This window comes from Nocardiopsis sp. CNS-639, assembly GCF_000381685.1.
In the GTDB taxonomy this organism is placed as follows: Bacteria; Actinomycetota; Actinomycetes; order Streptosporangiales; family Streptosporangiaceae; genus Nocardiopsis; species Nocardiopsis dassonvillei.
This window is the reverse complement of record NZ_KB906862.1, coordinates 57,020-68,943: the sequence shown is the minus strand read 5'-3', so window position 1 is coordinate 68,943 and position 11,924 is coordinate 57,020. Positions and strand designations below refer to the sequence as shown.

7 protein-coding genes are annotated in these 11,924 nt (G+C 71.2%); 5 read left to right on the top strand and 2 right to left on the bottom strand.

What is annotated here, in order from left to right:
* Positions 1-84 precede the first annotated feature (84 nt).
* Together G011_RS0115360 and G011_RS0115355 are read right to left on the bottom strand one after the other, a co-directional pair.
* Positions 85-2,298, bottom strand: coding sequence for a (Fe-S)-binding protein (locus tag G011_RS0115360; protein WP_013156459.1), 2,214 nt, complete (start codon positions 2,296-2,298; stop codon positions 85-87).
* 839 nt (positions 2,299-3,137) lie between these two features.
* Positions 3,138-4,310 carry a polysaccharide lyase gene (locus tag G011_RS0115355; RefSeq protein ID WP_026338332.1) on the bottom strand — a complete coding sequence of 391 codons (1,173 nt, stop codon included), beginning with the start codon at positions 4,308-4,310 and terminating at the stop codon, positions 3,138-3,140.
* Positions 4,311-4,789: 479 nt separating this feature from the next.
* Between G011_RS0115355 and dnaK the strand changes: the two genes are divergently transcribed.
* The 5 genes from dnaK (at position 4,790) to clpB (ending at position 11,915) form a co-directional block, all read left to right on the top strand.
* Positions 4,790-6,640, top strand: coding sequence for a molecular chaperone DnaK (gene dnaK, locus G011_RS0115350; RefSeq protein WP_013156457.1), 1,851 nt, complete (start codon positions 4,790-4,792; stop codon positions 6,638-6,640).
* A gap of 35 nt (positions 6,641-6,675) precedes the next feature.
* Positions 6,676-7,428, top strand: a complete 753-nt coding sequence (grpE, locus tag G011_RS0115345) for a nucleotide exchange factor GrpE (RefSeq protein WP_013156456.1) — start codon at positions 6,676-6,678, stop codon at positions 7,426-7,428.
* Between the two features lie 139 nt (positions 7,429-7,567).
* On the top strand, positions 7,568-8,731 hold the full coding sequence (dnaJ, locus tag G011_RS0115340) for a molecular chaperone DnaJ (RefSeq protein WP_019609249.1): 1,164 nt from the start codon (positions 7,568-7,570) through the stop codon (positions 8,729-8,731).
* Positions 8,728-9,213: a heat shock protein transcriptional repressor HspR gene (locus G011_RS0115335; protein ID WP_013156454.1), complete on the top strand. Its 486-nt coding sequence runs from the start codon at positions 8,728-8,730 to the stop codon at positions 9,211-9,213. Before dnaJ ends, G011_RS0115335 begins: the two co-directional genes overlap by 4 nt.
* 86 nt (positions 9,214-9,299) lie before the next feature.
* The gene (clpB, locus tag G011_RS0115330) at positions 9,300-11,915 is read left to right on the top strand and encodes an ATP-dependent chaperone ClpB (RefSeq protein ID WP_019609248.1); all 2,616 of its coding nucleotides are present in this window, start codon (positions 9,300-9,302) and stop codon (positions 11,913-11,915) included.
* Positions 11,916-11,924: the final 9 nt, after the last annotated feature.

The window sequence follows — 11,924 nt, the reverse complement described above, 5'->3', positions numbered from 1 at the left end:
GAACGGCGCAGGGGCCGGGGAGCCGACCGTGCGGTCGGCTCCCCGGCCCCTGCGCGGGCTCGGTGCCCTGGTCCGGACCTCGCGTCAGCCCTGGGCGTCGGCGGTCTCGGCCTCCTCCTTGGGGGCCTCGCCCCGGACCGAGCGCAGCAGCAGCTGGGAGACGTCCACGACCTCCAGCGTCTCCTTCGCCTCGCCCTGCGACTTCTTCTCGTTGATCGCGTCGCCGAGCATGACCTGGCAGAACGGGCACGCGGTGGAGACGGTGTCGGGGTTGGTGGTCAGCGCCTCGTCCACCCGCTCGGTGTTGATGCGCTTGCCGATCCGCTCCTCCATCCACATGCGGGCGCCGCCGGCGCCGCAGCAGAAGCCCCGCTCCTTGTGGCGGTGCATCTCCTGCGTCTTGACTCCCGGCACCTGCGCCATGATGTCGCGCGGCGGCGTGTACACCTTGTTGTGGCGGCCCAGGAAGCAGGGGTCGTGGTAGGTGATGTTCTCCTCCACGGAGTTGACCGGCGTGAGCCTGCCCTCCTCCACGAGCTTGGCCAGCAGCTGGCTGTGGTGCACGACCTCGTAGGTACCGCCGAGCTGCGGGTACTCGTTGGCGAGCGTGTTGAAGCAGTGCGGGCAGCTGGCCACGATCTTGGTGACACCGGCCTCGTTCAGCGTCTCCACGTTCTGCTGGGCGAGCATCTGGAAGACGTACTCCATGCCCAGGCGGCGCGCGGGGTCACCGGTGCAGGCCTCCATGCCGCCCAGCACGGCGAACTCGACGCCCGCCATGTCGAGCAGCTCGGCGATGGCCTTGGTGGTCTTCTTGGCGCGGTCCTCCAGGGCACCGGCGCAGCCGACCCAGAACAGGTACTCGGTGCCCTCGGGGAGCTTGTCCTCGACGACCTGCACCTCGACCGGGTTCTCCTCCCGGGAGGCCAGCTCCTCGATCCAGTCCATGCGCCGGTCCTCGGCCATGCCCCACGGGTTGGCCTTGTTCTCCAGGTTCTTGAGGAGCGTGTTGGCCTCGGACGGGAAGTTGGACTCGACCATCACCTGGTAGCGGCGCATGTCGAGGATGTGGTCGATGTGCTCGATGTCCACCGGGCACTGCTCGACGCAGGCGCCGCAGTTGGTGCAGGCCCACAGCTCGTCGGGGTGGATGACGCCGTTCTCCTCCTCGGTGCCGACCAGCGGCCGGTTGAGGAGGGCGAGGACGTCCACGCCCGCGTGGCTCTCGTCGGGCTTCTCGGCGAGGGTCTCCTCGGTGATGCCCTGGAGCAGGTACGGGGCCTTCTCGTAGGTGTGCTGCTGGAGGTCGAGGATGACCTTCTTGGGCGAGAGCGGCTTGCCCGTGTTCCAGGCGGGGCACTGGGACTGACAGCGCCCGCACTCGGTGCAGGTGGTGAAGTCCAGGAGGCCCTTCCAGGTGAAGTCCTCCAGCTTGCCCGCGCCGAACGGGTCCTCGTCGGGGTCGGCCTCCTCGAAGTCGAGGGGCTTGGTGCCGGACTTGTCCATCATCTGCTTGGCCGCGCCCAGGGACGGGGACCCGTCGGCGTTGCGCTTGAAGTAGATGTTGACCGGCGCGAGGAAGCGGTGCCAGCCGATGCCCATGGTGAGCACGCGGGCGATGACCACGAAGAACAGGTAGCTGATGATCAGCTTGAACGCGGCGACCAGCGCGATGGCGGGCTCGGCGACCGCGGGGTCGCCGGGCAGGATCGCGCCGAGGCCGGTGGAGATCGGCGTCGCCCAGGCCGGGAACGGGAAGTCGCCCATGGCCGACTTGAGACCGCGGATCACGAAGATCGAGATCAGCAGGCCCCACAGGTAGGCCTCGACGTAGTACGCCGTCCAGTGCCGGGAGTTGGTGAACCGGGACTGGCGGCCCAGGCGCTTGGGCCCGTTGAGCAGGCGGTAGACGGTCAGGCCGACGATGCCGACGAGGCTGGCCGCGGCGATGAGCTCGATGGCCAGGCCGTACAGGGCCCAGTCGTAGATGATCGGCAGCTTGAAGTGCGGGTCGAAGACCTCGCCCTGGGCCTCCACGACGGTGAAGACCAGCAGCGGGAACGAGACCATGACGAACCAGTGGGCGACGCCGATCCACGGCCGCTTGAGCATCCGCCCGTGCCCGAGGATCTCGATGAGCGCCATGGTGAACCGCTGTCCGAACGGCCCCTTGCGCTCCGGCTCCACCGAGCGGCCCACACCCACGGTTCGCACGATCTGGCGGATGCCCAGAGCGAACATGGTGAACGCGACCACGGCGAAGACCGAGGTGATGATGCCCAGTGTCAGGTACAGCATCGTCCGTGGCCTCCCATCCTGCTTCGTCGTCCGGTGCGCCACACACCGGGGGTCGAACTATATGTTACTAGCGAGTAATGCCGCGGTCGCCACCGGATGCCCGACCGCTCGCGGAACGGACACCCCGCCGCCGTCGCCGCGGGCCGCCGGGTCGCGGAACCCGGTCGGCACGCCCGCGCCGGTGCCGTCCGGCGCTGGCGCCGGTACCGGTGTGACAGGACCGCGCGGGTGCGCCCGAACGCGACTCGGGCACACCGCACGTCCTATATGTAGCGGACGGCGGACGCGGGACGACTCGACGGGGGTATCGGTGACTTCACCGTCTCTCCCCTACTACCAGGTTGCGGCATCGCCGGGAGTGGAACAACCACGGATCCGCGGCTGTGGACAACCTCCGGGAGCCTCCAGCGGGGGTGCGCCCGGAGCCGCCGCCGGGGGCCTCCACCAGGGGCGCGCCCGGAGCCGCCGCCGGGGCCCCACCAGGCGCGCCCGGGACCGTTCCCGGGCGCCCTTCCCTGGTGCCCTTCCCGAGAGCCCTTCTCGGGGCCACCTCCGAGGCCCGCGCCCGAGGGCCGGGCACGAGGACCGCGCCGGAGGACCGGGCACGGGGGCCGAGCGCGAGGTCCGTCCCCGCGAACGGTGCGCGGCGCTCGGGCACGGCAAAGCCGGGGACGCCCTGGGACCCCCCATCTTCCAGTCTCGCGAAGGGACCCGGCCTCCGACAACGCCCGCCCTCCGCCTGTGGACGACTCCCCGGGGCGGGGACCTCGGGCGGCGCGGCGCCTGGGACCCGCCCCGGGCGGGCCCCGGCGGAGCGGGTCGGGCGGGGCCGTCGGCGCTCAGGCGCAGCCGCCGAGCTCGCAGATGTCGGTGCGCGAGGTGGACACCTTCAGGTCGTCGTACCAGACGTAGCTGTCGTGGGCCGGGGCGAAGCCCTCGGTGGAGCCGCCGAAGAAGGTCGAGAGGTAGGCCTTGTCCACCAGGTCGTCGTCGGTCACCAGGCGAAGGCCGGTGACCAGCGCGGCGGGCTCGCCGTTGTAGAAGACCTCGATCTCCCCGTCGGGCTCGGCCCGGCCGTCGGTGACCGTGTTGACGCGGACCCGCTGGGCGATGTGCACCCACTCGCCCCGGGGGAGGTGGACGACGGACCCGTCCGCGACGAGGGGCTCGGAGTCGCCGAACTCGCCCGCCTTGTCCATGTGGTAGTAGTACAGCTCCGCCTTGCCGTCGCGGCGCCAGACCACGCGCGAGCTGTAGCCGTTCTCGCCCGTGCAGACGTCCCCTCCCGAGCAGCCCGCGCCCCCGGCCAGCCCGAAGCCCAGCTTTCCGCCGAACGAGGTGGTTCCCCAGCTGAAGTCCTCGTCCAGGCGCGCCCAGAAGGACAGGTAGTACTCGCGCGCCGGGGAGAGCTGGAACGGCGCCAGCCCGCCGGACTCCTGCGCGCCGATCCTCCCCTCGGGGTAGAGCACGCGCAGCGACTGCCCACCCCCGTGGGCGGGCACCGAGTCGTCGATGACGGCGCGCTCCTCCAGTCCCCTGGCGCTGGAGGCGTACCAGCCGTCCTTCTCCCATTCGTCGAGGGTGTAGGCGGTGCCCGCGGCCGGGCGCTCGAAGGTGTTGTGCCGGTACGTGGACGAGAAGGCGTCCCCGGCGTCCCCGGTGGACGCGGAACCGTCCCCGGCGGTCGCCGCGGTGTCCTCCGCGGTTCCGGAGCCCTCCCCGGCGGTCGCGGCAGCGCCCTCCGCGGCCCCGGGGCCCTCGCCGGCGGTCGCGGCAGCGCCCTCCGCGGACGCGGAACCGTCGCCGGAGGGCTCGGCGGCCTCCCCCGCCGGCACCGCGACGCCACCGGTGGACGGTGAGGCCTCCGCGGCGGGCGGCGAGGTCTCCACGACGGGTGCGGTGGTGTCCCCGGCCGACCGCGGTTCGTCCTCGGCGGACGCGGGGGCGGCGCCCAGCGCGGGCAGCAGCACCGCGGCGGCGAGAGCGGAGGCGAGCAGGGCCTTGGGCGTCACGGGCGTCTCCGTTTCAGGGGTACGGCGTTTCAGGGGTACGGCGGACGCGGCGGGAAGCCGCCGCGGCGGTCGCCGCCCGGCGGCACCGGCGCTTGGGCACCGGCGCGTCGGCGGCAGGGCCATCGTCGGCCGCCGACCGGGAACGCCCGGCGCCGCGACACGGGCGTTTCCCTCCGCTTGACCTGAAGGCGCCCCTCCGGTGACCGCGCCTGCCGGGCCGCCCGTGGCCGCGCCCCCGAAGCCACCCCAGGGGAACCCCGACCCTCCCTGATCTTGCGGGTCAAGGTTCTCCCCGACTTGTCCCGGGGTTCGCCCATATCCCCGATCAGAGTGCCCAGGTCGGGAACATCCCGGTCCGGCCGCCCGTTGTCAGGACGTAGGAACCAACTTGAGTCGGGTCAACTCAACTGACTTGACAGCCCTCAACCGACGAAGCAAAATTACGTCTGAACGACTCAACTTTGACGGAGGAAGCAACCATGGCACGTGCGGTCGGAATCGACCTCGGTACGACGAACTCGTGTGTCGCGGTCCTGGAGGGCGGCGAGCCCACGGTCATCGCCAACGCCGAGGGCGCCCGTACCACCCCGTCCGTCGTCGCCTTCGCCAAGAACGGTGAGGTGCTCGTCGGCGAGGTCGCCAAGCGCCAGGCGGTCACCAACGTCGACCGCACCATCCGCTCGGTCAAGCGCCACATCGGCACCGACTGGACGGTGAAGATCGACGACAAGACCTTCAACCCCCAGCAGATCAGCGCCTTCGTGCTCCAGAAGCTCAAGCGCGACGCCGAGGCCTACCTGGGCGAGGACGTGACCGACGCGGTCATCACCGTCCCGGCCTACTTCAGCGACTCCCAGCGCCAGGCCACCAAGGAGGCCGGCACCATCGCGGGCCTCAACGTCCTGCGCATCATCAACGAGCCGACCTCGGCCGCGCTGGCCTACCACCTGGAGAAGGAGGACGAGGCCACCATCCTGGTCTACGACCTCGGTGGCGGCACCTTCGACGTCTCCCTCCTGGAGGTCGGCGACGGCGTCGTGGAGGTCAAGGCGACCAACGGCGACAACCACCTGGGCGGCGACGACTGGGACCAGGCCATCGTCGACTGGCTGGTCGAGCGCTTCAAGAACTCCAACGGCGTGGACCTGTCCAAGGACAAGATGGCCCTCCAGCGCCTGCGCGAGGCCGCGGAGAAGACCAAGATCGAGCTGTCCAGCTCCAGCGAGTCGGCGATCAACCTGCCCTACATCACGGCCTCGGCCGAGGGCCCGCTGCACCTGGACGAGAAGCTCTCCCGCGCCGAGTTCCAGCGCCTGACCGCCGACCTGGTCGAGCGGACCAAGACCCCGTTCCAGCAGGTCCTCAAGGACGCCGGGATCAGCCTGGACCAGATCCACCACGTGGTCATGGTCGGCGGCTCCACCCGTATGCCCGCCATCGTGGACCTGGTCAAGGAGATGACCGGCAAGGACCCCAACAAGGGCGTCAACCCGGACGAGGTCGTGGCCATCGGCGCCTCGCTCCAGGCCGGTGTGCTCAAGGGCGAGGTCAAGGACGTCCTGCTGCTGGACGTCACCCCGCTGTCGCTGGGCATCGAGACCAAGGGCGGCGTGTTCACCAAGCTCATCGAGCGCAACACGACCATCCCGACCAAGCGCTCCGAGATCTTCACGACGGCCGACGACAACCAGCCGTCCGTGCAGATCCAGGTGTACCAGGGTGAGCGCGACATCGCCCAGTACAACAAGAAGCTGGGCGTCTTCGACCTGACCGGTCTGCCCCCGGCGCCGCGCGGCGTCCCGCAGATCGAGGTCGCCTTCGACATCGACGCCAACGGCATCGTCAGCGTCACCGCGAAGGACCTGGGCACCGGCAAGGAGCAGTCCGTCACCATCTCCGGCGGCTCCGCGATGTCCAAGGACGACATCGACAAGATGGTCCGCGAGGCCGAGCAGTACGCGGAGGAGGACCGCAAGCGCCGCGAGGAGGCCGAGGTCCGCAACAACGCCGAGTCCCTCGTCTACCAGACCGAGAAGGTCATCAAGGACAACGAGGACAAGGTCCCGGCGGACGTGCGCTCCGAGACCGAGGCCGCCGTCGCCGAGCTGAAGACCGCGCTGGAGGGCTCCGACGTGGAGGCCATCCGCACCGCGAGCGAGAAGGTCGCGCTGGCCAGCCAGAAGATCGGCTCCGCCATCTACAGCCAGGGCCAGCAGGGCGCCGAGGGCGACGCCCAGGGCGCCCAGAGCTCCGCCGACGACGCCGACGTCGTGGACGCCGAGATCGTCGACGAGGACAACAAGGGCACCCAGGGCAACCAGCAGTCCTGATCCCGGGTCGAGTCGAGGAAGGAGGCGTGTCTCAGATGGCACCGTCGGAGAACACCAACGGCACCGGCGACGGTGAGGAGCGCCAGGGGCCGGTGATCCGGGACAACCGCCGGATCGACCCGGAGACCGGGCAGGTCCGCAACCCCGAGGCCGAGGGCGACGCGACCGAGGAGATCCCCGAGGTCGCCGAGGAGGAGGTCGTCGAGGCCGACCTGGAGGACGTCGAGGTCCCCGACACCCCCGAGTCGGTGGTGTCGGAGGCGATCAACGCGGACGAGCGGGTCGTCGAGCTCACCAACGACGTCAAGCGGGTGCAGGCGGAGTACGCCAACTACCGCAAGCGCGTGGACCGCGACCGCGTGGCCGTCCGTGAGATCGCCACCGCCCAGGTCCTCGGCGAACTGCTGCCGATCCTGGACGACGTCGGCCGGGCCCGTGAGCACGACGAGCTCAACGGCGGGTTCAAGGCGGTGGGCGAGGCCCTGGAGGCCGTGGTCACCAAGCTGGGCCTGGAGCGGTACGCGGAGAAGGACGACGAGTTCGACCCCAACCTCCACGAGGCGCTCACCCTGGTCCCCGTCCCGGGCATCTCGGTCCAGACCGTGATCGAGGTGTTCCAGCCCGGGTACCGCATCGGTGAGCGGATCCTGCGTCCGGCCCGCGTGGTCGTCGGCGATCCCGCCGACGGCGGCGCGGAGGCCGCGGCCGGTTCCGCCGCCGAGGGCGACGCCCCCGGCGGGGAGTCCCCGGCCGCGGACGGCGCCGACGGCGGGGAAGACGACAGGTAACGGGTCCACCCGTTGACCCTCCGGCCGCGGCCCCGCGTGAGCGGCGGCCGCGGCCGGAGGCGGACCCCGGCCCGACACGGTGCGGGGTCACATGGAAGCATCGGACGCAACCGGCACCAGCGGGGGAAGGCACCAGTCGATGAGCACCAAGGACTACCTGGAGAAGGACTACTACAAGGTCCTGGGAGTCTCAAAGACCGCCTCGAAGGACGAGATCAAGCAGTCCTACCGCAAGCTGGCCAGGGAGAACCACCCGGACGCGAACGCCGACGACCCCGGCGCGGCCGACCGCTTCAAGGAGATCTCCGAGGCCTACAACGTCCTGTCGGACGAGAAGCGCCGCAAGGAGTACGACAACGCGCGGTCGCTGTTCGGCAGCTCCTACCGCCCCGGCGGCGGCACCGGCCCCGGCGGGTTCGACATGGGCGACCTGTTCGGCCAGGGCACGGGCGGAACGGGGACCGCGGGCGGCGGCGAGCGGCTGAGCGACCTCTTCGGCGGGCTGTTCGGCGGCCGCGGGCGCGGCGGGACCACCCGCAGCAGACGCGGCGCCGACGTCGAGACCGAGACGACACTGACCTTCCGCGAGGCGGCCGAGGGGGCCACACGCTCCTTCCAGCTGGCCAGCGAGTCGGCCTGCCCCACCTGTAAGGGCACCGGCGCCAAGTCGGGCACCGCCCCGCGGATGTGCCCCAAGTGCTCCGGCACCGGGCACGAGAACACCAACCTGGGCGGCTTCTCGCTGTCCGAGCCGTGCAGCGAGTGCAAGGGCCGCGGCCTGGTCGTGGACGACCCCTGCCTCACCTGCAACGGCAGCGGGCGCGGCAAGAGCACCCGCACCGTCCAGACCCGCATCCCCGGCGGCGTGTCCGACGGGCAGCGGATCAGGATCAAGGGCAAGGGCGCGCCGGGCGAGAACGGCGGCCCGACGGGTGACCTCTACGTCGTCGTCCACGTGAAGGAGCACCCGGTGTTCGGCAGGAGCGGCGACAACGTGACGATCACCGTCCCGGTGACCTTCCCCGAGGCGGCGCTGGGCGCGGACGTGCGCATCCCCACCCTCAACGGCTTCCCGGTGACCGTGAAGGTCCCGCCGGGCACGCAGAACGGGCACAAGCTGCGGGTGCGCGGCAAGGGCGCGAACCGCAAGGACGGCACCACGGGCGACATGCTCGTCACGATCGAGGTGGCGGTACCGAGGACTCTCAACGGAGACGCACGCGAGGCTCTGGAGAAGTTCCGTGCGGCGACCTCCGACTACGACCCGCGCGACGGACTCGAAACGCGGGCGAAGGGTGCGTGAACGACGTGAACGACTCCTTCGGCGCTGACGCTCCGGTCTACGTGATCTCGGTCGCCGCGGAGCTGGCGGGGATGCACCCGCAGACCCTGCGGCAGTACGACCGACTGGGGATCGTCTCGCCGGGCCGCGCGTCCGGCCGCGGGCGCCGCTACTCCATGCGCGACGTGCAGACGCTGCGCCAGGTGCAGCGGCTGTCCCAGGAGGAGGGCATCAACCTCGCCGGGATCAAGCGGATCCTGGAACTGGAGCACGAGGTGGAGCAACTGCGGGAGCAGGTGTTCCACCTGGCCAACGAGCTGGAGGCGGCCCGCCGGGCGGTGGCCCGCCGGGGCCGCCCGGCCGACGGCGGCACGGGGGTGCGCGGCGAGCTGGTACGCCGCACCCGCGTGACGATCTTCAACACCGCCGAGCCCGGGAACGACGACGAGGAGCGGGGCAGGGGCCGCGGCGCCCCGGGCCGCGCCGACGACGAGCAGGACTGACGGAACTCCGCCACGGCGACACGGGGGCGCGGTCGGCCGTCGGACATCACCCCCCGTGACACGACTTGTGAAAGGAGTCACCGCGCATGAACTACAAGCTCACCAAGAAGAGCCAGGAGGCCCTGTCGGTGGCGATCCGCCGGGCCACCACGGACGGCAGTCCGCAGACGGAGCCCGTGCACCTGCTGGCGGCCCTGCTGGACCAGGCGGAGGGCATCACCCGCCCGCTGCTCAAGGAGGTCGGGGCCAACCCGGACGCGCTCCGGGACAAGGTCGAGGCGGCCGTCGGCGCGCTGCCCAAGGCGGCCGGTTCCACGGTCAGCTCGCCCAGCTCCTCGCGCCAGCTGATCGTCTCCATCAACACCGCGGCCCAGCGCGCGCAGCAGATGGAGGACGAGTACGTCTCCACCGAGCACCTGCTGGTGGGGCTGGCCGCGGACGGCGGTGAGGCGTCGAAGCTGCTCACCGAGGCCGGTGCCACCCCCGACGCGCTCCTGGAGGGGTTCGAGCGGGTGCGCGGCTCGGGGAAGGTGACCTCGGAGAACCCGGAGGACACCTACCAGGCCCTGGAGAAGTACGGGGTGGACCTGACCGAGCGGGCCCGTGAGGGCAAGGTGGACCCGGTGATCGGCCGCGACGGCGAGATCCGGCGGGTCATCCAGGTGCTCAGCCGCCGCACCAAGAACAACCCCGTGCTCATCGGTGAGCCGGGCGTGGGCAAGACCGCGGTCGTGGAGGGCCTGGCCCAGCGGATCGTGGCCGGTGACGTGCCGCAGTCCCTGGTGGGCAAGCGCCTGGTGAGCCTGGACCTGTCCGCGATGGTGGCGGGCGCCAAGTACCGGGGCGAGTTCGAGGAGCGGCTCAAGGCGGTGCTCTCGGAGATCAAGGAGTCCGAGGGCCAGGTCATCACGTTCATCGACGAGCTGCACACCATGGTGGGCGCCGGCGCCGCCGAGGGCGCCATGGACGCGGGCAACATGCTCAAGCCCATGCTGGCGCGCGGCGAGCTGCGCATGGTGGGCGCGACCACCCTGGACGAGTACCGGGAGAAGATCGAGAAGGACCCCGCCCTGGAGCGGCGCTTCCAGCAGGTCATGGTGGGCGAGCCCTCGGCCGCGGACACGATCGCGATCCTGCGCGGACTCAAGGGCCGCTACGAGGCGCACCACAAGGTGCAGATCGCCGACTCGGCCCTGGTGGCCGCCGCGACCCTGTCCGACCGCTACATCACCGCGCGGTTCCTGCCGGACAAGGCGATCGACCTCATCGACGAGGCGGCGTCCCGGCTGCGCATGGAGATCGACTCCAGCCCGGTGGAGATCGACGAGCTCCAGCGCACCGTGGACCGCCTGAAGATGGAGGAGATGGCGCTCGACAAGGAGTCGGACCCGGCCAGCCGCCAGCGGCTGGAGCGGCTGCGCGCGGACCTGGCCGACCGCCAGGAGCAGCTCAACGGGCTCGTGGCCCGCTGGGAGCAGGAGAAGGCCGGCCTCAACCGGGTCGGCGAGCTCAAGGGGCAGCTCGACGACCTGCGCACGCGGGCCGAGCTGGCCCAGCGCGAGGGCGACTTCGGCGAGGCCTCCCGGCTGATGTACGGGGACATCCCGCAGCTGGAGAAGCAGGTCGAGGAGGCCAGCCGGGACGAGGAGAGGGCGGCCAGCCGGGGCGACACCACCATGGTCAAGGAGGAGGTGGGCGCCGACGAGGTCGCCGACGTGGTGTCGGCGTGGACCGGCATCCCCGTGGGGCGTCTGATGGAGGGCGAGACCTCCAAGCTGCTGCGCATGGAGGACGAGCTGGGCAGGCGCCTCATCGGGCAGAAGGACGCCGTGGCCGCGGTGTCGGACGCGGTGCGGCGGGCGCGGGCGGGCATCTCCGACCCGGACCGGCCGACGGGGTCGTTCCTGTTCCTGGGCCCCACGGGCGTGGGCAAGACCGAGCTGGCCAAGGCGCTGGCGGAGTTCCTCTTCGACGACGAGCGCGCGATCGTGCGGATCGACATGAGCGAGTACTCCGAGAAGCACTCGGTGTCGCGGCTGGTGGGCGCGCCCCCCGGTTACGTGGGGTACGAGGAGGGCGGCCAGCTGACCGAGGCCGTGCGCCGCCGCCCGTACACGGTGGTGCTGCTGGACGAGGTGGAGAAGGCGCACCTGGAGGTGTTCGACACCCTGCTCCAGGTGCTGGACGACGGCCGCCTGACCGACGGCCAGGGCCGTCAGGTGGACTTCCGCAACACCATCCTCATCCTCACCTCCAACCTGGGGTCGCAGTTCCTGGTGGACCAGTCGCTGGAGGAGTCGGTGCGCCGCGACCGCGTGCTCGACGTGGTGCGCGCGACGTTCAAGCCGGAGTTCCTCAACCGGCTGGACGACGTGATCATGTTCGACGCGCTGTCCACCGAGGACCTGACGCGGATCGTGGACCTGCAGATCGACAAGCTGGCCCGGCGGCTGGCGGACCGGCGGCTGGGGCTGGAGGTGACGGAGGGCGCCCGCGAGTGGCTGGCGCTGACCGGCTACGACCCCAACTACGGCGCGCGTCCGCTGCGCCGCCTGGTGCAGTCCTCGATCGGCGACCCGCTGGCGCGCGAGCTGCTGTCGGGCGACCTGGCCGAGGGCGCCACCGTGGTGGTGGATGTGGACGAGGGCGCGGACAGGCTCCGGGTGACCTCGCGCGGCGCCGAGGAGGCGCCGGTGGCCTGACCCGGGCGC